The organism is Herpetosiphon sp. (assembly GCF_003512625.1).
Taxonomy (GTDB): Bacteria; Chloroflexota; Chloroflexia; order Chloroflexales; family Herpetosiphonaceae; genus Herpetosiphon; species Herpetosiphon aurantiacus.
In genome coordinates this window covers 1-23030 of record NZ_DOPT01000051.1, presented here as the reverse complement: position 1 = coordinate 23030, position 23030 = coordinate 1, and the positions used below count along the sequence as shown (strand labels likewise).

The following is a 23030-nucleotide window of genomic DNA, read 5'->3' as shown; positions in this document are numbered from 1 at the left end:
GAGTAGTTCATCCGGATAGGGTATAGGAAATTGAGTAAGCATCATTTTTCTGACTCCTCTTTTTCAGTTGATGCCTCATTTGACTCCTCCTTCCCATTTCTAGAGAGAAAGCTAAGATCGCTGGATATATCACTAATAAGATTTTGTTGCTTGAGTTGATCATAGGCATCAACTGACGAGCTATCAATTGCTAAATCGATTCCTAATGCCCTCTTAGATAGGGATTCATTACTATCAAGATGAGGCTCCAAGGATTGTTGATTGGTATAAATTGAATTGAGGTCATTGAGTGCTATTTCTAGATTAATTGGTTGAATATCTTCCATCAGCATAAATTGATCCATATTATTTGTTCTCAGCGCTGTTAGGAATGGTTGTACCATCGATAGCGCTCTTTCTGATGCTGTGATAAGCAATTCTGGTGACAGCCTTTCTTCACCAGTTCTAATGGCTAGTGTTTGCCCAAGAATGAATACTTTGATTGCAATATCAGTGATACCTTGGGATAGATCGTACAAGGTCTCGGCAAGCCGATCCGTGAGCTTAACTGGGTGTTTTGTATATTGAAATTGCCAAAGGGTTTCTAAAAATAGTTTCCAATCTTCATCAACTTTCATCCGATCCCACGAATCCCCACCATAGGAATTGGCTCGTCGAGCTTGGCGGAAGGCTTGACTGAATAGTTTTTGTGCCTTATATGTGCCTATTAAGATAATTGGCAGGCCGAGAGTATTAACTAACTCTACAAAAAAATTAAGCATCTCCTCAGCTCCACCACTTTTGGCTTGACTAAGGGCTTGGATTTCATCAATCACTAATACACCTAATGAATGAATCGCCCCAACTCTGGCCATATTCTTCAACAACTCCATCTCTGTAGCTCGGCCATTACGTGCATAACCATGCATATAGTTTGTTCCAAGAATCCAGTCTATTTGTTCAAAAAAAGCTAGTCCGAGGGAACGAGTTGAACCATTATGGGGGCATTCCAACTTTAACCACACAAGCTGTTTCCAAGGAAATGGTACTCCGCGATAGGTATGGTGATTAATTATTTGAGGGAACAAGCTAAGGACTTCTTCTAGACTACGAGATTTACCAATACCACTGATTCCAATGAGGCTCATCGTTGTCGCACTTTTTCTATATGCGATATGATTTTTCTGTCGTAAGTTGACAACGAGCTTATCAACATTACCATCTAGTGTTTTCCAAAATCCTTTTGAAAGAGGGTTTCTAGCAATATACCCTTTATAAATCATTCCACATATATCGCTAAATAAGCGTCCATGTCGTGGCAATGGCTGAAAAAACTGATCGATGCATCTGATCAAGTGCAAACGTTCTTCCGCTGGGAACAACCGATATTCTGACTTCATTGGTGGAAATTTGGTAAGATTACGGAATACTTCAACTGAAGGCCGGATTGGTGGTAAGGCTTCGATCAAGGGATTATCCTGATACATCGGCAGGATTTGTTCATGATAAATAGCATCTTCTTCATCTCCACTCCATCCAAAAGGATTATGATAGATCTTATTCATTGTTTGCCTCGCGTACATCTTCCCTGACTGAGCGGATAAATGCATAATCGCTACTGGACTCTGTAAACCTTGTTCGTGGAGGTTTTTGGATGGGGGTAACTGTCAATGGCGTATCGGATGATGGAATCGCCTCAGTAATTTCGGCGGGAGATTGATCGGAAAAAGTCCATAAATTATTTTGTCAATCCAATTCTCGTTCGGCTTGCCGATCGGTACGTATGCCTTTTATCCGTCGTCGATCACTTTCATTATCTCGGTTCTTCGCTATCGCTTCTTGTCGTTTTTGCGCCCTTGATTTGATGCGCTCAATTTCCTGATCAAAATCAGCCCTTGTCTGTTCATCCCTCCCACGTCGTTTATATTGAGACTGCTGCCAGCTAATGGAAAAATCCAAAATTTCATACAAGTCTCGTCGTTTGAACGCCTTTTTGCGTTCAAGTAAGATACATGGCTCCATCTCACCATTTGCATGTCGGATAAAGATCGTATCTAAACATCGTGGGTCAAAAAAGATCGTTGTTTTCCAACTCCCCTTTCGATTTGCAGTCGCAAACCAAAACTCTTTGTGGACGGTTGAACATGTATATCGCAACCCTTGAAATCGAATACCTTTGCTGGTAATCGACCCTTCCGTTCGGTAGAGAAGATTTTGCCTGATAGTGTTCTGTGGAAGAACTCGCAACGCCCCTACCCGATTTTGAATGCCCCAATACCATAAATCTATTGGATATGGCTCAACTTCAGCATGCATCATAGCTTCATCAAACTCATAGTTCGTTAGGCGATGTGTATGGTTGTATTCTAAGATTCTAAAAATCATCAGTTGCCGCATATCACGGAGGGTCAGGCGCGCATCAAGTCGGTAATCTTTCTCGCCACGTTCACGCAGACGTACTGCACCTGGAAGAAAGTGGATAAACCGCTCATTACACAGTCCAAAATCGCGTTCGATAATTGCTTTCCAATCAGCACGATAGGGAGCGGTATTTTCTATCTCAATCTTCAGTCCTTCGGTGAGGTTATCAGCATTATAGCCTTCGAATTCTCCCCGATCAGCACGTAACTTATCGCACAAGTGCTGACAAGGCCAATCTTCTTCCTTGATTTCTATGCCATATTCTTTGCAGAAGGCCACTTTGTTTGCGGTTGCATTCTCGAGAGCAAACATAGCGCCTAACCAGCTCGGTCCTTCAAGTAGGATTGAGAATCCGACAACCATTATTCGACTGAATACATCTTTGACAATATAAATAACGGGCCGGCCTACAATCCGCCGAGGGTTAAGCGAACTGACAAGATAAACATCGGCAATTGTCGCATCAACCTCAAAACATGAGCCAGGTCCAAATGCTACTGTGGTCACATCATGGATCGCGGGGTGGAGCATACGCTCATACCGTGAAGGACGAACCCTCCTCGACCATGCCTTAAGGGGATAGCCATACTTGTTGTACCAATAACGAAATTGGTCAAAGGTGGGGCGCTTTGCAGGGTCAAGAAGTTCGACTTTACCTAATTCGCCACTGCCTGTGGCTTTACTAAAATACTCGCTTGTTATTTTTGCGAAATACCTTTAAAGAAAAGAATTCCAGTTTGCGTATCGATATTGACACCCAAGGATATACCTGTGGTCGCTGTAAGGCTATTTGGTCTTCCACGTTTTGCCGAACCAGGTTCACGTTGTTTACCTTTCCCTCCGCTATTCGCATAAGATGGAAGCAGGGAATTCTTAACCATTCCACCCTGCCAATACCGTCGTAAGTAGAGATAAATTGTTTTTTTGGTCGTTTTGGTTTCTTCTGCGCGTTTTCGGATGAGTTCTCCTCGTTTTGTATAATCATATATATCGAGGGATTGAACAAGCGGCTCAATAAGATTCCAACGTTGATCTCTTCGAGCTAGCACTTTTTTAGTGCGTAATTCCCATATTTGGTAATCTCTAATGCTTTGATCAGAGGTAGGAGGATCTGGTAGAAGGGAATGGTGGTTAGCCTCTTCTTGAATTATTGTAATATCATGACGTTGAAGGGCTGCTTCAATATCAGCATAGCGATGGACTATCGGGAGCGCCTCATGACTATGTATATCAATTGTATAGATAAGATCATAGACAGGGTTAAGATAGAGAACCCGTTCAATTCTTGGTTTTTTATCTTCGTCATGCCAAGAAAGTAGACTATTTAGGCAGAGATCCATAGGAGTCCTTTCGTTCTTGGAGTATAAAAAGTTCTGTGGGATTAAACGGACGGTGGAGATCAATTATCCATTTACGCGTTGCAATCAAATGATACGCAACGACGAGGCTACTACCTGGACGAACTCTCATCGCAGCATCACATTCAGTAGTAATTTGCGCCAATGTAAACAATGCATTCCGCAAATTGCGGCGTAAGTAATCGGCAATAGACTGAATTTCCGTGCCTGAAAGGCCACGATCTGTTATCGTCCGATAAAGTCGCAACACATCGATATTGCGAACTGTGACGGATGGAATATCCAACTCGGTGACAATTCCCCAGTTAATTCCTCGTGTTTCCCAATATTTCCGTTCGATCTCAAACTTCTCGAGAACTCGCTGGGAACGTAGCTTCTCTGATGGTTTTACGGTTCGGGCTTGAATCCAGCGTTTTCCATCTCTCTCCATGGTAATAACAAAGTCGGTAGTCATCACAATGTCATGTTTCGTTGCAGGATCGCGTGGATGCTTTATGCTGCATGATTTTGCAATATTCTGTGTTTCCTCGATAGGCAGAAGGGGATACTGTTCGCGAATATCAATAACATCGTCAGCCCAATCAAGTAAGTAAAAGTAGTCACGCTCCAAATTGCTCATTAAATGATGCACACGTCCATGTTTACTTCCTTTAATTCGATGGACTAGACCATTAGACGGTACATCCTGAATAGTCAACCAAGGCTTATATTTCCGTCCTTCGTTTTGCCCACGGCCTGCTGCAATGAGCTTCTGGATGGATTCATGTGTTGTGGCTCTTCGCCTTTTTGCCATAGATTTCCTTTCATTTTTTAATAAATGTGAATTATTGCGCCTAAAAAATACACCATGATCCTATATGAGTCAATACGAAATTTTATGGCTTGTTTTATAGTTTTTATAAATATTAATTTAGAAAAAATTTTACAGTTGACAAGATATACAACAATTCTATGATTTAATAGTTACAAAAAAGATAAATATGAGTGTTTCAACATTTCATGTATAATGAAAGCTAAATAAAGGGGGTATCTATGAATTACGAAGATGAACGGAGTAAAGAAATCGGTAAGCTTTTGAATGCAGCTCGTGTTGAGCGTCGGATATCGATATCAAAATGTGCGGCTTTACTGATGACGACGCGTCGTCGGTATGTGGAGATCGAGGCAGGAAAGAGCAAGTTATCCGTCGTCGAACTAGAGTTATTATGCAAGCTACTAGAGATTTCAGTATTATCTATATTTCCTCAGTGTGAAGCTCGCAGAGTTCACAGAGTATTTATTCACTCTGGAGATCTTGTAGAATGTATTCTCTCTGTGGATGGGGTAGTACCAATGACGAGTTCTTAAGTAACTGGAATCCCTGAATGAACATGAAAGTATAGGCGGATACAAGATAATTGTTATATCACTATTTTAAATATAGACTAAAGAACATACTTCCGAACATCATCTTTATAGATAGCCAGCGAAGGTCGGCTAAAAGTTCAATCCTTGATCATAAAACATCCTGACCATGATCAGTCATGGTCAGGATGTTTATGGTTGGAACACTGGAATAGTTGGATCAATGAGGTATACTAGTATCCAACTTTATTTTCGAGTTTCCAACTTTATTTTCGTAGTATCCAACTTTATTTTCGAGTTCCCAACTTTATTCCCATTCCACAAGAAGAGCGGAGGTTTGCTGAAGGACACTATTCGACAGTGACTGATTTGGCCAAGTTACGCGGCTGATCAACATCAGCACCACGCCGCACGGCCATGGCATACGAGAAGAGTTGCATCGGCACAACATTCAACACTGCTGCCAATAACGGTGTAGTTTCAGGCACTTCGATCACATGATCAGCCTTGGAGCGCACAAGTTCATCGCTGGGATTGACCAAGGCAATCACTTTACCACCTCGTGCGATGACTTGCTCAACATTCGAGAGCATCTTTTCATAGACATGATCTTTGGTCGCAATACAAATCACTGGCATTCGTTCATCGATCAAGGCAATCGGGCCATGCTTCATTTCGCCTGCGGGGTAGCCCTCGGCGTGAATATAGCTAATTTCCTTCATCTTGAGCGCACCTTCGAGCGCAATCGGGGCATTGACCCAGCGCCCAAGGTAGAGCATATCGGTTGAGTGATGATACAGATCCGCCAGTTGATCATAAATGGCGGTATCTTTGAGCATAGTGTCGATTTTGGCGGGAATTTCGATTAACGCTTGGATGTGTTCGCGAATTTCGGCGCTGGTGAGCGTGCCACGAGCTTGTGCCAAGCGCAGCGCAAACAGATAGCCTGCCATCAACATACCAGTGAAGACTTTGGTTGAAGCCACTGAAATTTCTGGGCCTGAGTGAATGTAGATTGCGCCACCATCAGCCAAGCGGCCTGCTTGCGAACCAATCGCATTCAAAATTGCCACACTTTTTACGCCTTGTTCGCGGGCTTCAGCCATTGCTGCCAAGGTATCGACGGTTTCACCCGATTGGGTCAAGGCCAGCAATAAACTGCGTTCGTTCATCACAGGATTACGATAGCGGAATTCGGAGCCATAATCGACTTCAACTCGTACACGGGCCAAGGTTTCGATAAAATATTTATTGATCAAACAGGCATGCCAAGCAGTACCACAGGCTACTGCATAGATGCAATCGAGCTTTTGCATTTCGGCATCGCTCAACGTCAGTCCATCAAGCTCGATTCGTCCGGCTTCGAGATCGACTCGTCCGCGCAATGTGTCGGTTGTTGTGCGTGGTTGCTCGAAAATCTCTTTATGCATAAAGTGTTTGTAACCACCTTTGGCCGCCGATACGGGGTCCCATGCAACGGTGGTAGGCGTTTTGCTGATTGGCGTGCCATCGAGCTTGACATATTCCACGCCGGTTGATCGCACGATCGCCATCTCGCCATCTTCGAGGAAGACCATATGTTGGGTGTAATCGACAATTGCTGGCAAATCGGAGGCGACGAAATTTTCAGTATCACCATGGCCAATTACCACTGCCCCAGCATTGCCAATTCGGGCCGCTAAAATCAAATCAGGCTGGGTTTGATCCATAGCTACAACTGCATTACCACCACGTAATTCACTCATCACTTGGCCGAAAGCGCGTTGAAAATCGCCATATTCGGCGGTATATAACCCAAGCATTTGGGCAATGACTTCGGTATCGGTTTGCGAATGAAAGCGAACACCTTGTTCAATCAACCGACCTTTAATTTCGAGATAATTCTCAACAATCCCATTTTGAATCACCACGATGCGGCCACTATTATCGCGATGGGGGTGGGCATTGGCTTCGGTGACTGCGCCGTGCGTGGCCCAACGGGTGTGGCCGATGCCTTGATGACCAGCGGTTGGCTCGGCATGCAAACGGCGGCGCAAATTAACCAGCTTGCCAACCGAGCGGCGCATTTGAAATTCGGCATCCTCTAAAATGGCGATGCCCGCTGAATCGTAGCCGCGATATTCTAATAACTCTAAGCCCCGCACAATCACATCGGTTGCTTCGCGTGGGCCAACATATCCAACAATTCCGCACATAAAATCTATACTCCACGTTGATAAAAGCTCGCTAAAACACAACATAGCACCACACCGCACCAACCCGTATCGTCGCTGAACGGGGGCGGGGCATGCTGCTATGTAACTGGCCACAAGGTGTTGATTGTGCTTGCTGTTGCCAACAAGTTTTGCAACACCCTTTTGGGCTGTGGTGTACCCAAGAGGCATCCGCTGATTATTCGCTTTTCCCTACGAACTGAGCCAAGCCTGTTTCCGTGGGCAGCAGCGGGAAGGCTATTCGAGCCGCTCGTCGCACGCACCAACTTGGAGTTTGTAGGTTAGCACTCGCCCTGCGGCGAGGAACCTCTACCTCGTTTTCTGAATCAAGTTGATTCAGACCGTTGCGCTTAAATTGGGTAGCGTTGGTTACTCCTTGTAATTGGTGACAAAATCGCCACGATTGGGGCATTATACTGCATATTGGTATTTTGCAAAGTGTTTGTGATCTACGAAGCATACGAAGGTTCAGTTTTTTAGCCACGAATTGCCCGAATTCCACGAATAATGTTCCGCTAGCTCAAAGCCTTCAGCTCATAGCTCTCACTGCTCTGCGCCTCTGGGTTAACGTTGAATTGCCTTTGATTCGTGGTTAAACAAAAAAACACCCCATAGTGGTGGAGTGTTTGATGGTGGAGCGGGAAACGGGGTTCGAACCCGCAACCTTCTGTTTGGGAAACAGATGCGCTGCCAATTGCGCCATTCCCGCTTATTTAAGCTCCTTGAGTATACTCAAAAGCGTTAAGGCTGTCAACTCAGTTAATTATTAAAATTTCGTTGCCTCACAGCGCCTGCTAGCGAAATAGCTAACTAAATATGGTAAACTAGCGCCATTATGCTATTTTTGTTGCGAGGGCAACTATGACGGTTCTTCAACCAGGCGTTGTGCTGAACCAACAATATGAAATTATTAAAAAGGTTGGTGGTGGTGGTGGCGGCAATGTGTATGAGGCACTTGATCTTAATTTAGGCCGCTCAGTCGCGATCAAACACTTGATTTTGCCAAGTGATGATGCAGTCAAGCATTTTAAGAAGGAAGCACGTTTATTAGCTCGCCTCGAACATCAATGTTTGCCACGGGTCTATAACCAATTTGATGAAGGCCCAAGCCAGTTTCTGGTGATGGAATATATTGATGGCACTGACCTCGCCGAATACCTCAATCAGCAAGCTGGCCCCTTAGCGCTTCAACAGGTCTTGCCATGGGCTGATCAATTGTTGAAGCTGCTTGAGTATTTGCATACGGCGCACGAACTACCAATTATTCACCGCGATATTAAGCCAGCAAATATTAAATTAAGCGCATCGGGCCAGTTGAAATTGATCGATTTTGGCTTAGCCAAAAGTGCTCTATCAACCCAAATTAATAATGTCTACCAAAGTGTGCGTGGCTATACTTCGACCTACGCGCCCTTAGAGCAGCTTGTGCCTAACGATAATGAACACACCGATGAGCGCAGCGATATTTTTGCCTTTGGTGTGACACTCTACCACTTGCTGACTGGCAAGGTTCCAGTGAATGCTCAGCAGAAGCCGATTGATGCGACCAATCGTCATGCCATGGTCATTCAAGCGAAACCCGACCCTATCGTTCGACCAAAGCTGTTGAATCCGACGATTCCTGACTATGTTGATGCTGCGATTATGAAGGCAATGGCGATTAATAAGCTTGATCGGTTTGGCTCGGCAGCCGAATTTCGCCAAGCCTTGAATCCTTCTGTCGCAGTAAAACTAAGCTCGGGGATCTCAAGTTTGCTTGGTTCGCAACGCCGCCCAACCCAACCTGTTGGCGGGCTATCGAGTCAACCAGCGCCGGCTAAAATCAGCCAACCACTTCGTTCAATCCCTAGTACGTCGATTGCTGATCAGGCGCAATCGACCTTGCCAACGCCATTGGTACAAAACCCAAACGCTCAAGCAAAGCCACTCAAACGCGTTGCGCCATGGTTAATGTTGATCTTGGTTGGTTTGATTGGTGGTGGGTGGTGGTGGGTTAAGGCTAATCCAACCGGAGCTTCAGCGAATGGTGCGACCCAAACCCAAGCAGCTAATTTGGTTGTTAATCAAGTTCCGGCTCTGCCATCAACCACACCAACCGATACTGGGAGCACTGTTGGGCAACCGACAATCACGCTGGGCTTAGCCACGGCAACCCTCGTTGAGCCAAGTGCGACGGCAACTGTTGAGCCTGCAACTGCTGTGGTAGTTCAACCAACTGCACGGCCTGCAACGGCGCGGCCTGTGGTGCAACCAACCGCGCGACCTGCGCTACAACCAACCAATCCACCAGTTGTCCAGCCAACCAATCCACCGCCACCTCCAAGTGACCGCGATGGCGATGGTTTTATCGATGATGTTGATGCCTGCCCCGATGTGGCTGGGCCAAATAATGGCTGCCCTGTGGTCGAGCCAACCGCGCCACCAGCAGTTGCTGATACTGATGGCGATACGATTCCCGATGATCGCGATGCTTGCCCACGTGAGCCAGGCGATCCTTCGCGCAATGGCTGCCCGAAGCCAGTAGAGCAGGCTACTAATACACCGCGGCCAACCGAAACGCCGAATCTATCAACCGATCGGGCAACGCCACGGCCAACCAATACGCCAACACCAAATATTAATCCAAATAATCCACCGTCACCACCAACATCACCACCAATGACTCCATAATCTCTAGGCAAATTAGGGTATAATCGGGCAAGTAGCAGCTCATTCCTTCAATCAACCCATCTGCTACTTGCCCAAATAATAATGAGTTCCCTCGCCCCCTAGCCCCCGAACCCGCAGGCGAGCGATGGGGAACCATTGAATGAAATAGTGGCTTGCTTTGACAAGCAAAGAACAACCCAGATTAAAACTGATTGAAATGATGAGGCAGGCTATGTTTCCAAATGGCATGATCTTGAATGAAACCTATGAAATTCGTGAGCGGATTGGCCATGGCGGCGGGGGCGCGGTCTATGCTGCTTACGATATTAAGTTGCGCAAAATGGTGGCGCTCAAACATTTGCACCTTGAGGGTGACCATGCGATCAAAGCCTTTGGCCATGAAGCTAGCCTGTTGGCGAACTTAGAACACCCAAGCCTGCCCAAAGTCTATTTTAACTTCAATAATGATGCTGGCCAATTTTTGGTGATGGATTTGATCGATGGTGACGATTTGAGCACGATGCTTGATCGTCAAGGTGGGCCGTTGCCGGTTGAGCAAGTGTTGGCTTGGGCCGATCAATTATTGAGCGTTTTGACCTATCTGCATACATTTTATCGCCAGCCGATTATTCACCGCGATATTAAACCTGCCAATATCAAAATTACTAGCCGTGGCGAATTGAAATTGTTGGATTTTGGCTTGGCAAAGGCCGAGATTTTTACCAATATGCGCAGTGCAATGCATAGTGTTCATGGCTATACCTTGACCTATGCACCACCTGAGCAGATTAATCAAGAAGGCACTGATCCACGGAGTGATTTGTATTCGTTGGGGGCGACGCTCTATCATTTATTAACTGGGCGCACTCCAGCTGATGGTGATGGCAAAACCGCCGATGCTTTAGCCCGAACCTTGGCGATGGCTAAACGCAAGCCCGACCCAATTATTGCCCCCAAAAACTTCAATCCATCAATCCCTGAGCATGTCGATCAAGCGATTATGCGTTCGTTGGAGATTGATGCTGATGAGCGTTTTGCGTCGGCTGAGGAATTTCGACTCGCCTTGGCCCAACCCTATGCGCCAGTCAATAATGCCCAAACCAAAATTTTGCCATCGACAATTAGCTCACGGGCGATTACTGGGCCGCCCAAACAACTAACCACCCGCGAGCATAGCCAACCAAGCCCAATCATCAGCAAACCGCGAAGCAGCTATCCTGGGCAACCGTTGCCAGAAGCTGGGCCGCAGGCGCAGCCAACCCCAAACTATAAACGCTATTGGCCATTATTGCTGATTGTGTTGCTCGGCGGGGCTGGTGGTGGTTGGTGGCTTAACCGCGATCAGCAAACGCCAGTGGTCACGCTTGAGCAAAACACGAAAACAGTGGTAGTAGCTCAGCCAAGCCAGTCCGCACCAACGAATACCTTGATGGGCGTGGCGGGACAACCAACGATTACCTTGGGTGTTGCAACCAATGAGCCAACGAGTGTCGCCGTCGAGCAGGCTACAGCAACTAGCGAGCCAGCCCAACCAACGACAGCGACCCAGCCAACTGCTCAGCCCGCTGCAACCCCTCGCCCTGCAACCGCAAGACCAGCCACTGCACGGCCTGCGGCAACCAACCCGCCTGTGGTGCAGCCGACTAATCCACCAGCAGTTCAGCCAACCAATCCACCTGCTCCTCCTATCGATCGTGATGGTGATGGTGTGACTGATGATGTTGATGGTTGTCCTGATGTGGCTGGCCCAAATAATGGTTGCCCTGCCCCAGTTGAGCCGACCAATCCACCAGCAGTTGCTGATAGCGATGGCGATACGATTCCCGATGATCGCGATGCTTGCCCACGCGAGCCTGGCGACCCATCGCGTAATGGTTGCCCCAAGCCAGCTAATACGCCAACTGATCGACCAACTGATCGACCAACTGATAGGCCAGTGCAACCAACCGAGCGTCCAACCGATAAACCAACCGCCAAGCCGCCAGTAGTGCCTTAAACTGTCGGCAGAATACACAAATCGGCAAGGAGCCATGTGCATTTTAATCATCGATGGCTGCTTATCAGCAAAGCCTCGCTATTTCGTTATAGCGAGGCTTTTGGTTCGTTCAACGAAGAGAATCAAGTATAATCGCTGCTGTTTGCTCAACTATTTAGCCCGAGCGTTGTGAAGGAAGCGTTATGCAGTTGATTCTTGGTTTGCTCTTAGCCCCAGTTCTGCTTTATCTGCCTGGCCTCGTGTGGGGGCGCTTTGGTCATCGCAGCAGCGATTGGCTTGATCGTCAGTTTGAACGCATGACGGTGAGTGCGCTGTGGACAGGTTGGTGGGGCTTGGTATTAGCAAGCCTTGGCTGGTTTAGTTTGCTGCATTTGGTGCTTGGCACGGCGCTTTTTTGTGGTGTAGGCTGGTGGCTGAGCCACAAATTTGGCCTAGCGCCACTCGAAACCAGCGAGGCTCGCCCTGTTTGGGAGCGTTGGCTGTTTATTCTTGGCTTGCTCATTTTTGCGGCAATCGTGGCTCGCCCGTTTGAGACAGTGCTTGGTGGGCGTGATGCTGGGGTTTACACAGTTACAGGCTTTGCGATTGAGCGCACAGGCAGCATTGTGCAAGATGAAGCTTTGGTTGCCGAGATTGTGCGAGCAATGAATTACAACGACCGCAATCTCTCTGAGCCAGCCAAACAAGCCTATAGCAATTTGCTTGGCAAACAAGATCCTGAGCGTTTTTTGAGCACGCGTTTTCATCAGCCCAGCTTTTTTATGACCGAGCAATCGGCGGCGGCGGGCAAATCATACCCCAATAACTTTCACCTTTACCCAACTTGGATCGCCATCTGGACGAGCTTGTTTGGTTTGTATGGCGGTTTGCTGGCCACGGGCTATTTGGGTTGGCTAGGTGCGTGGAGCGTAGCCATGGTTGGGCGGCGAGTCGTCAGTGGTAAGGCTAGCGCTTGGATGGGCGTTTTAGCTTTAGGCTTGCTTAGCCTGAACAGCCTGCAAATTTGGTTTAGCCGCTACTCGACTGCCGAAGCAGGAGCGCAGTGGACTGTGTGGGGCGGCTTGGCCATGTGGGCCGCCTATAGCCAAACCGCGCCTGATCAGCGCAGCACCCGCCGGAACTTGTGGTATGCCGCGTTGTGTGGCTTGGCGATTGGTCAACTGGCGCTCATGCGGCTTGAATTTTACTTTGGGGTCTTTCCAATTGTCTTGTATTTGGGCGCGGCCCTGATTCGCCGCCGCTGGCGTATGGGCGAAACCGCTATGCTGCTCGGTTTTGGCCTGATGATGGTCCATGCCGCCATCCACATCAGCACCATTGGCTGGCTCTACTTTATGAATAATACTTGGGGCAAATTCCAAGATTTTGCGATTATCTCGCGCTTGGTGCACCCCTTCTATCCACCATTGTTGCAAGATATTCGCGGCAACAACTCCAAAGCTTGGATTTTAGAGAGCACCAGTCGTTTAGCACTTGAATTGGGTATAGTTCTGCTTGGTTTATTCGCACTTTGGGCCTTGTGTCGTTTTCCGCGTTTGCTGAATTGGGTTGAAGCGCAAACCCAACATTGGCAACGCTGGTTGTTAGGCGGCGTAGCTGTGGGCTTGGTCTTGCTGGCAGCTTATGCCTATTTTATTCGGCCACAGCATCTTTCAAGCGCGGCACTTCTGCATCCAATTGAGCATGCCAGCACCTGGAATAGCTATATCGGTGGGATTTTGCCGATTCCTGATGTTAAGCCACGCCAAACAGCAATCGCCTATGGCAATATGGTGCGGCTGGGTTGGTATTTTTCGCCCTTGGGCATTGGCTTGGGCATCGCAGGTTTGGCGCTGTGGATTTGGCGCGACATGAATCGCAGTTCGTGGCTGATTTTGCTGTTGGGTATTTTGTATGGTGCGTTTAGCGTCAATGATTCGTATGGCACTGCCGACCAAACCTACATTTATATTGCGCGGCGCTTTATTCCAGGGGCGGTGCCAATGCTTACCTTGGGCATGGCATGGCTCTTATCCAAGGGCATGATTCAATCGCGCTGGCTTTGGCGGGCAGCAAGTGGCGGGGCGGCAACCGCGATGCTGCTGTTTTTTGCAGCAACTGGCTGGCGCACGATTGCCCATGTTGAATATCAAGGTGCGCTAGCTGCTCTGACCGAGCTAGCCAACCAAACTGAGCCAAATGCGATTGTGCTCATGCGTGGTGGCGACCGTGATTCCTCGACCAATATTGCTACGCCAATGCACTATTTGTTTGATCGTGATTATTTGGTGGCCTACAGCGACGATCCCACGCCCTATCGCGATTTATTGGCTCAGCAAGTGCGCAATTGGCAAGCCCAAGGCCGCCCAGTCTATGTGATGCTTGGTTCACGTGGTGGCATGCTTAATTTACCTGGCTTTCGCTACGAAAATGTTGCGCTATTTGACCTACCATTAAAAGAATGGCAACAACTGCAATTGCAAAAGCCCTTTACGGCGGGCGACATTCGTTTTACCTATCGCATCTATCGGCTTGTGCCTGATAGTGCGCCGATCGTTGGCCAGCAAATCATTGCGATTGATGATTATCGTTGGCAGCATAGTGGCATAAATCCGGTTGAAACCAACCCCAAGACTGGCCAACGTTATGCTTGGACTGCTGGAAACGCCAATTGGGTTATGCCAGCAGTTGGTACTAGCTCAAACTTGACCTTTAGTGTAGGATTAGGGTTAGTACCACCATCGCTCGTAAACCAGCCAGTTGAGCTTTGTTTAAGTGCTAGCTATCTGATCAAACAGCCGATTCGTCAGTCATTGGGTTGTCAACAACTGAGCAGCAGCGAGCCAACCACATTAACCTGGCAACTACCAGCCTTGCCAGAGCACGATTGGCTCTTGCAATTGAGCCTCAGTCGAACGTGGACACCCAATGATTATGCCACCGAATACCCCAGCCCACCTAACGATGCCCGCAGCCTTGGAATTCAATGGAGTGGCATAGTCTGGCAGATTGATCAATAATAGCGTAGGCTAATTCTTAAACAAAAATTGGTACTATCGCACTATAGGCTAATCGACATTGACTTGTGTATACTGACCTTGAGCTCCAAACGTGGAACGTATGCGCATAACCAACACGGGAGGTACGTATGAAACGAAAGTCACGAGGGCAAGCCCTTGTTGAATTTGCCCTAGTTTTTCCCCTTATTATGTCGTTCTTATTCGGTACAATTGAGTTTGGCTTTTTAACGTATTCATGGTCACAGGCCAACTATGCAGCTCGACGTGGGGCTGAGCAAGCTTCGTCAGGCCCACCCATTAGAGCACGAACTCCCGAGCAGTATATTACTGATAATGATGATGATTGTGTGAAAGCTATTCGTGGGGCAGCACTACGCACGACAGTTGGTCTCCAACCTGGCTATGTGAAGATTTCGTATCATCTATCGGCTAATGATACGACTATTCGCCAAGATAATGCTTGGCCAACAATTTACCGCCGAGCTGGCTTTATTATTCAAGTACAAATTCGATATTTTTATGAGCCACTGACACCGGTTGGGGATGTATTCTTAGATAATGTTGAAATTGATGCAACCTCACGCCGCACGATTGTCCGCTATGATTTTTCGAGTATTGATCCGCTGTCTGTTTGCCGTTAATCAATGAGGGTATCTGACCATGCTCAAGCTACAAAAAAAGCGTAAACAAGCAGGCCAAGCCTTGGTTGAATTTGCGCTCACGATAACAGTGTTATTCACGTTTCTTTCAGGCATTATTGATGGTGCTCTGGCCTTTTTTGCCTACCAAGGGCTGAAGGGCGCTGCCTATGAAGCGGTTTCATATGGCTCGTTGTTCCCACTGCGCAGCGATGGAACGATCAATACTCAAGAAATCCGCGACCGATTGCGCTATGAGAGTGGTGCGCCAAACAATAATTCCGGTTTACGCTACGTTAATTTATTTGATCTTGATAATAGTGGAGGCCCCGATCCTGAGGGTGTCCTAAACCAGCGGATTCAAATTAGCTTTGTTGATGGGGCTGTAGCTGGAACAAGCCCACTCAATTGTGCGAACCCAGCAACTCTAGCACGGCAGTTTTGCGATATTCGGGTGAGTGTACGCTACACCTACCGATCATTTTTTTTCGCGGCTTCAATCTTTGGAGCTGACACGATCGACCTAACCGCAACCCAACAACAAACCATACCCTAGTTAATACTTATCACGATCCGTGGTATTGATTTTTACTTTTACGGAGGATTGGCTATGAACTTAAGTCGCATGACGCGACGTGTAGCCCAACCAGTCGCAGGACAATCATTAGTATTCTCTGCTATTTTGTTCTTCGTCATGATTGCGTTTGCTGCACTAGCCATTGATACAGGCGAGGCGTTTAGCCGCCAACGCCAGCAACAAGCAGCTTCAACTGCTGCTTCAATTGCCGGTTTGGAATCCATGAATAGCGAAATCGACGGAACTGATGGCGCTGTTCAACAGGCTATCCGCGATGCTTTGGCTGCCAACGGCATTACCAATGCCGTTTATATCAACGGCGATTGGGGCAACCTTGACCCAAGCCAAAACTACTATCGGGCTTTCTATACCCAACGTGGCTCACGGGTTGAATATCCGGTTGGCAGCGGTGGTCAAGTTTCGACCGAGTTCAATGGCTTGCGGGTTGAAGTTCGTTCAGCACGGAACACCATCTTTGGCCAAGCCTTAGGTATCGATACGCTCGAGGTTTCGGCTGAAAATAAAGCAACCTTGTGTCAATGTGCTACCAACATCTTCCCGCTGGCGGTTGCGACCCAAAAAATGACGGGAATGTTGCCAGGTGAAAGCAAACCGATTGCTTGGACGAAAAATAAAGTTGGCTCATCGGTCGAAAAAGACTACTTCGTCTGGGCCGAATGGCAAACCTTGTCGGGCTTCAACGCCGATAATCGTTTGAAGGAATCGTTGGGTGGTACTGGTGATGTGATTAAAGGGGTCACCGAGGCTACCGCACCTCCAGGCTATGCCAACGCTAGCAATAACGGCGTGATCAACATCGACGACTGGATCAAGGTTTCTGATAGTACGTTGCGCCCAAATGCAGCAAGTTTGGCTACTGCCTTGACGGCCTTGAAGAACAAGCCAATCCTGATTCCAACCTTTACCAAGTTGAGCTATTCGGGTACAACTGGCAACGAAAAATATACCAGTTTCCGCTCAGGTGGCTTTGTCAAGGTCATGGTGACCAATTTTGACAGTACTGGGATTACCATCCAATATCTCAACAGCAACTATACCTGCCCATGTGTTGATGTACCACAACCACCACCACCACCAGAAGTCAAGCTTGCCCTTGACCAAAAGTTGGTTTGGTATTTGCCAAGTATCAATACCACGAGCTACGATATTTCGTTAGTGGTTGACATTTCAGGCTCGATGCAATGGTGCTACGATAGTCAACGGACTTGTAGCGTCGATGCCAATGCCCGCTGGTATCGGGTTAAGGACTTCTTAGCCAAGTTCTCATATAAGATGCTTGATGTTTGGAATGCTCCTGCTGGCCAAAATATGAACAACGCTAGCTTGTTCCCTGGAGAAGCATTGGTTGGTAAAGGTGGCGATAACCGGATTGCTGCCGTGCGCTTCAGTGGTAATGCAGTTACTAGCAGCCCATCGTTTGGTTTTGTAACCAGCCCAGCTGGTAGCGACCAAGCCAGCGTGAGTGCTCGTACCACCACGATGCGCTCTAACATGAATTCCTTGATCAGCTGGATTACTAAAGCCAATATGAGCGGTAGTACCTCAGGTGGTCGCGGTTTACGCGAAGGCATTCGCTACTTTGATAATGTTAGCGCTCATACCCGGGTTGATCGTTTTGGTCGCCCAATCAAATTGGTAATGGTGATGTTGACCGACGGTTTGACCAACGTGATGTACGAAGGACCTCAAGTTAACTCACAAAATAGCCAAAAATTGAAACATACCCGTTCTGGTGGCTATAAATATTGTAAAGATCCTGCTGATCCAACGGCTAATAACGTTTTGACCGTAGGTGGCGATAATTATCCGATCACCGACTTGCCTGAAGTTCAAGCCAACTGTCCATGGAATGGTCAAGGGGCAGGTAATGGTTATGCCAAGGCTCCAATTGTATCGCTGGTTGAGGTTGCGACCCAAGCCCGTAATCGGGTCTCGCCGCAGCGACCAGTCAACATCTATGCAATCTTGGTAGGTGATCAAGGTCGATACGATTTACAAGACTTGCGGATTGACCAAATTGCTTCACCTGGTGGCGCGTTCTATGCGCAAAACCCAAATGCCTTGGACTATGCACTCGATGCGATTCTGGATGACCTAGCCCAGCCATGTTACGAGCGCGATGCCACGATCATTGCGGCAGGTGCTAAAGTTACGGTCTACGATAGCTCGAATAACCCAGTTGCTGGGATGAGCAACATGTCGGCAGACACGAATGGTACCTTACTCTTTACCGTACCCGAGGCAGGCAACTATAGTTTTGGGGCAACCCGTAGTGTAACAAGCTGGAGCGAATTCCCATTAGGTAGTGGTGAAACGATTAATCCAAGCTTGTACCCTGCCAACTACTTGCCACAACTGTATAATCGGTTACGCGGTGCTGAAGATACGATTGTTCAAAATCGCATCCAATTCAATATCCCCGCAGAGGCTGATAGCTTGATTGATCTTGGTAAGTACACCATGATCATTGCCGAAGCCCAACAAAACAAAGCACTCTGTCCAGAATAGGCTAAGTTCTAGTACAATTCTTGAGGGGTCATGGAATACGCACAGCCATTGGCTGTGCGTATTCAATAGTAAGGAGTTTACTATGGTTCGCAATAGGAAGCGCAGACGAGTACTATCCTCGTTTCTTATTACTCTTACACTTTTGGTCACCTTTATCTCTTCGGTTTCGGCAATCTCACTCAATGCTACCGTTTCACTCAGCTCCGGTGATTTTGCCAGCGGCTATTTTGGTCTAACCGGCCTAACCCAACAAGATCAGGTGATCGGTGATGTTACCTATGGCGGGGTGCAGTTGATCCCTCAGGGTGCGTTGGCGCAATGGAGTGATGCCAGTAATCAACTTTGTCGGACTTTGGCCGATATGGGGACTGTTAGTTTCAAGCAGCACCTCTATGCGATTGGTGGCTCGACCGCATCAAGCGGGAATGTAGCGGTTGTGTCTGAGGTCTGTCGAGCAACCGTCACTGATACTGGGGGTGAAACGACCGAGTGGACTGAACTTCCTCAAACCTTACCAGTTCCCCTGACGCGGATGAGTACGGTGGTGGTGACGAACACCAGTGATCCTACTAAGGGGATTATGTATACCTTTGGTGGCCAAAGCGCCTCAACCGGCGATATTGAGTATACCGATAAGATTTATTCGAATGTGATCAATGCTGATGGTTCATTGAACACTTGGCAAACTCAGGCGTTGACCACTGGCGAAAAACTGATCAATACCACAGCAACCGCCTACACCACACCCAATGGTCAAACCTATATCTACCTAATTGGTGGTAAAACGCGCGATACATCGGCACTCTTCTCGCCAATTTATGTGCGCCGATCAGTTCGACGAACCTTGGTAGGGCCAAATGGGGTTTTGGGGCCATGGCAGTCAATGCCCGATTTGCCAATTACCCCCGATATGTTTACCCCAACCAATGGCTGTGATGAGAACGTTGGTTTGCATAGTATGGATGTTGCCAACTTTGATGCAATTACGCTTACCAGCACCTATCGGGCCTTTTTAGTGGTTGGTGGCACTTTCGAGTTGGGCACAGGCCATGTCGCTGTTGGTTGTACCCGCACGGTCGAAGGTTCTGCTCAAGCGATGTTGGGCAAACTCGATACGAATGGGATGCTGACTTGGGAAACCCAGCGCTATATCTTGCCTGAACCGCTTTCTAGCCCCCGCGTGATTGGGGTCAACCAAAAGATCTATGTGGTTGGGGGCCGCCAAGGCAGTGCTGGTGATCCCACCCATCGGATTTATACTTCCTATATCAATATCGATAACTTTACCTTACCTGTGTTCGGCCAAAGCAACTTCCGCGTTTCGGAAAATGCGCTTTTGACCTCGCAAGCACGCTCAGGTCACGGTCTTGAGTTAATCTATATCAACTTCCGACCAGTTGCCTACATGTATGGTGGGATTCGGGTTGGGAATACCTATCAACAAGATGTGTTGTTTGGCTTTGTTGGGACAGATGCCGATATCGACTTGACGGTTGGGGGTTATCCTTCACCAGGGGTTTATCGCTCATCACCACTCCAACTCCGTGCTCCAGCCATCATTGAGCAAATGCTGTGGGATGCGACGCTGCCAAATCCACCTATCAACACTGATATTCAAATGCAATATAAGCTAGCGGCAACCCGCGGTGCACTGGAAACTGCCCAATGGCAAACTGTTGATGCCTCGCCTGGGAATGATAACTACTCGGTGCAAGGGCCGAATGTTGCTAATGGGACTCCCGCCGTCCAAGGCCAGTGGTTCCAGTATCAAGCATTGATGACCACCCAAAGTCCGACTGAAGTTGGGGCAACTCCCATTTTACGCAATGTGCGGATTAAGTATAAGGTTGATGGTCACCCAAGCTTATACGTTGATTCGGCTACGATGTCAACTGTAAGCACAACTGGCATTACAGCCTTTACGGCAACCTTTAAAAATGGGATCAAACCTGGCTCAAATGACACCGAAAATGTGCTCGATGCCGATATTGAAAGCCAAGGCACCTTCTTTGTGGACATGTATCTCTTGCCACCTGGCTCTGCCGATGTGCCACCAGCTCGTGATCCTGATAGCGGTGCCTACCCACTAGGGATGGTCTTTACCGAGATTAATCGCTTGAATTTGCCCCAAGATGGTGAATTTACGCTTGATGCAATTTCGGATAATACCATTTGGCGCAGAACATGTCCCGCAGCCACTGTCGATTGTCCGTTAGTCGTCTGGCAGGCACTCTTCAATAAAACGGGGACATGGAAGGTCTATTTGGTGATTGATAGTGGTAATTATGTAACCGAGGCTGAAACACCAGCCGGGCAACGTGAGTTGGATAACGTTTATTCGTTCAATGTTAACTCAACGGTTGTTGGGAGCACAATTCACATGCCGGTGGTCGGGATTAACTTCTTGGCTACGCCACCGCAACCATAAGCTGAATAATGGATAACTAAGAAGCAGGGCTTGGATAATTCCAAGCCCTGCTTCTTTGATCGCTAAATAATTGAATTGAACTTATTTTGTCCAGCGCACGCTATCAAACCAAATGGCTTTCATGCGGTCGTCGGCCAAATCGCTGAGGCTAACTGTGCCAGTACCATCAAAGCGATAGCGGCCTAGCTCAACCCAGTTGCCAGCATGTTCCGCTTGATTGACGACAACTTGAGTTTCGCCATCGGCATGTTGCACAACATAACGTGCTGAAGTTGTATCGCTCTTGCCATTGGGGCAGTAGGGCACAAACACGGTCACGCTATAGTCACCAGCCTCAAGCGGAGTTGTCCAACGCGCATTATTGACTGCTTCTTCAGGCTTGTTGGTTGAGAAGGTCCAGAACGAATGGCGATTTTTACCACACGAAAATTCAAACCATGCCACATCGGAGCGGCTGAATTGTTCGCCTTGATTATCGACCTGAATCGTGCCCGCTGGTAATTCTTCAATTGGGGCTGGCTCAGGCGTAACACTGCCAACTGGCATTGGGTCGGGGTTATCGCCAGGATCACGGCCTAGCCACAAGAAGGTAATATCAAGTTCTTCTTGTTCATCGTTAAATGGAATGCCCAAGGCGACCCATGCGCCATCGCCGACATCAGCAGCGGTGGGGAATCGCACGCGGCCTTTTTCAGCCCAGCCACCATTGTAGCCATCGAAATAGGCAGCGTGATCTTGGGGCCAGCCGACAGGCAAATCGCCAAATTTCTCGCGCTCAACATTCCAATAATCATCGTGAATGTTCCATGGCCCAACTTCCCAAACTGGCACAACAATCGATTTGCCACGATAGGAAAGCCGCGCCATGTATTCGCCGCCGCCACGCGATGAGAGTGAGCGGAACGATGGCAATGAAACAAACCAATCGTTTGGCTGAATGATATGGCCGTTGGCCGTGCGATCGCCAACCAAGCCCATCCGGGTAGCCCGAATATGGTAGGTTGGAGCAATCGGCTCATCTTCCATAATGCTGATGGCATCGCTTTCGGCAAGCGTGTTGGGCGCAAGTTGCACAAAATCAACGACTGGCGCAGCCTCGTTGGCCAATAGCACCAAACGATATTGAATTTGGCGGGCGATGGTGGCAAAAGCTACCGTTTGGCCCGATTGCACATCAAGCGTCCAATCGCTCCAGCGTTGGCCATTGAAGCCACGCACATCGACGCGCACGCTAGCGGCAGCGGGCACAGTTGCGCCCCATGTAACCAGCACTTGATTGGCGGGAGCGATGTTTTGCGGAGCACTATCGAACATTCCAAAACGAGCGTATGAGCCATAGACCGCAGCCGCTTGGGCCGCATTCGGGGCGAGGGTCAGTTGACCAGAAGCAAGAACGAGGGTGTCGGTTGATGCAGCAGCAGCCCACAAGGTTGGGTTCGCCTGCGCTCGGATGGGGGTCATGCTCACGGCGAGCAGACAACCAAGCGCCAAGAAACGGGCAATGTGTCGCAACAGAAACCTCCGGAGGTACGCGGTGGATGCAAAACTGGGCATCTGGGAATGCAGCTTGGTGGTAGCAACGCTGCTACGATTCAGGGAGAGATGCCACAACGGCGGCATCGGCATTCCACACCGACTCTCTTGATACAACCCGCCTTCGTGGCGTGAGGACAGCGCTAAAAGCTGATTTTCCAGCATTTAACACAGCGTGAGGATTATATCATAGCTTTTTCAGATGTAAATCAGCAATTTATCAGGTTGGTATCAGTTTGGGCATTGAGCTGAAATTTGATCCACGAAGGGCACGAAGAACACTAATGTGGCTATAGTCTATAGGCTTTTGGCTGACAAGAATTATATGCCCTCACCCCCTAGCCCCCTCTCCCGCCGCAGTGTTTA

At 48.1% G+C, this 23030-nt stretch carries 14 protein-coding genes, 1 tRNA gene and 1 pseudogene; 8 read left to right on the top strand and 8 right to left on the bottom strand.

Features of this window, described 5'->3' with window-relative positions; translation table 11 throughout:
* Positions 1–41: 41 nt before the first annotated feature.
* The 5 genes and pseudogenes from DEF47_RS11925 to DEF47_RS11910 form a co-directional block, all read right to left on the bottom strand.
* Positions 42–1544: an ATP-binding protein gene (locus DEF47_RS11925; protein ID WP_012191476.1), complete on the bottom strand. Its 1503-nt coding sequence runs from the start codon at positions 1542–1544 to the stop codon at positions 42–44.
* Positions 1545–1725: 181 nt separating this feature from the next.
* The gene (locus DEF47_RS11920) at positions 1726–2931 is read right to left on the bottom strand and encodes a TnsB C-terminal domain-containing protein (RefSeq protein ID WP_041304757.1); all 1206 of its coding nucleotides are present in this window, start codon (positions 2929–2931) and stop codon (positions 1726–1728) included.
* Positions 2932–2997: 66 nt separating this feature from the next.
* A pseudogene (locus DEF47_RS25280) lies at positions 2998–3102 on the bottom strand (hypothetical protein); the annotation flags it as partial.
* Positions 3099–3740, bottom strand: a complete 642-nt coding sequence (locus DEF47_RS11915; RefSeq protein ID WP_287045152.1) for a hypothetical protein — start codon at positions 3738–3740, stop codon at positions 3099–3101. The pseudogene DEF47_RS25280 and the gene DEF47_RS11915, both read right to left, overlap by 4 nt.
* On the bottom strand, positions 3721–4551 hold the full coding sequence (locus DEF47_RS11910) for a heteromeric transposase endonuclease subunit TnsA (protein ID WP_012191475.1): 831 nt from the start codon (positions 4549–4551) through the stop codon (positions 3721–3723). Before DEF47_RS11910 ends, DEF47_RS11915 begins: the two co-directional genes overlap by 20 nt.
* A 239-nt stretch (positions 4552–4790) precedes the next feature.
* On the opposite strand from DEF47_RS11910, the gene DEF47_RS25180 reads away from it, so the two are divergent.
* Positions 4791–5105 carry a helix-turn-helix domain-containing protein gene (locus DEF47_RS25180; RefSeq protein ID WP_041304751.1) on the top strand — a complete coding sequence of 105 codons (315 nt, stop codon included), beginning with the start codon at positions 4791–4793 and terminating at the stop codon, positions 5103–5105.
* A gap of 347 nt (positions 5106–5452) precedes the next feature.
* On the opposite strand, the gene glmS is transcribed toward DEF47_RS25180, so the two are convergent.
* Together glmS and DEF47_RS11900 are read right to left on the bottom strand one after the other, a co-directional pair.
* Complete coding sequence (gene glmS / locus DEF47_RS11905) at positions 5453–7297, bottom strand: glutamine--fructose-6-phosphate transaminase (isomerizing) (protein ID WP_012191474.1); 1845 nt, start codon at positions 7295–7297, stop codon at positions 5453–5455.
* 651 nt (positions 7298–7948) lie between these two features.
* Positions 7949–8024 (bottom strand) — tRNA-Gly (locus DEF47_RS11900).
* A gap of 152 nt (positions 8025–8176) precedes the next feature.
* Between DEF47_RS11900 and DEF47_RS11895 the strand changes: the two genes are divergently transcribed.
* The 7 genes from DEF47_RS11895 to DEF47_RS11865 all read left to right on the top strand — a co-directional run bounded on the left by DEF47_RS11895 (position 8177) and on the right by DEF47_RS11865 (position 21131).
* Positions 8177–9985: a serine/threonine protein kinase gene (locus DEF47_RS11895; RefSeq protein ID WP_012191473.1), complete on the top strand. Its 1809-nt coding sequence runs from the start codon at positions 8177–8179 to the stop codon at positions 9983–9985.
* Positions 9986–10196: 211 nt separating this feature from the next.
* Positions 10197–11960: a serine/threonine protein kinase gene (locus tag DEF47_RS11890; protein ID WP_012191472.1), complete on the top strand. Its 1764-nt coding sequence runs from the start codon at positions 10197–10199 to the stop codon at positions 11958–11960.
* Positions 11961–12142: 182 nt separating this feature from the next.
* Complete coding sequence (locus DEF47_RS11885) at positions 12143–14959, top strand: hypothetical protein (RefSeq protein WP_012191471.1); 2817 nt, start codon at positions 12143–12145, stop codon at positions 14957–14959.
* A 128-nt stretch (positions 14960–15087) separates the two neighbouring features.
* Entirely contained in the window at positions 15088–15600 is a 513-nt protein-coding gene (locus tag DEF47_RS11880) for a TadE/TadG family type IV pilus assembly protein (RefSeq protein WP_012191470.1), read from the top strand.
* Positions 15601–15619: 19 nt separating this feature from the next.
* Positions 15620–16153: a TadE/TadG family type IV pilus assembly protein gene (locus tag DEF47_RS11875; RefSeq protein ID WP_012191469.1), complete on the top strand. Its 534-nt coding sequence runs from the start codon at positions 15620–15622 to the stop codon at positions 16151–16153.
* A 54-nt stretch (positions 16154–16207) separates the two neighbouring features.
* Positions 16208–18703: a TadE/TadG family type IV pilus assembly protein gene (locus tag DEF47_RS11870; RefSeq protein ID WP_012191468.1), complete on the top strand. Its 2496-nt coding sequence runs from the start codon at positions 16208–16210 to the stop codon at positions 18701–18703.
* Between the two features lie 82 nt (positions 18704–18785).
* A complete protein-coding gene (locus tag DEF47_RS11865) occupies positions 18786–21131 on the top strand; it encodes a Kelch repeat-containing protein (protein WP_012191467.1) in 2346 nt (781 codons plus the stop codon).
* A gap of 81 nt (positions 21132–21212) precedes the next feature.
* Here DEF47_RS11865 and DEF47_RS11860 read toward each other — a convergent pair whose 3' ends face one another.
* Positions 21213–22643, bottom strand: a complete 1431-nt coding sequence (locus DEF47_RS11860) for a DUF8814 domain-containing protein (RefSeq protein ID WP_287045151.1) — start codon at positions 22641–22643, stop codon at positions 21213–21215.
* Positions 22644–23030 lie beyond the last annotated feature (387 nt).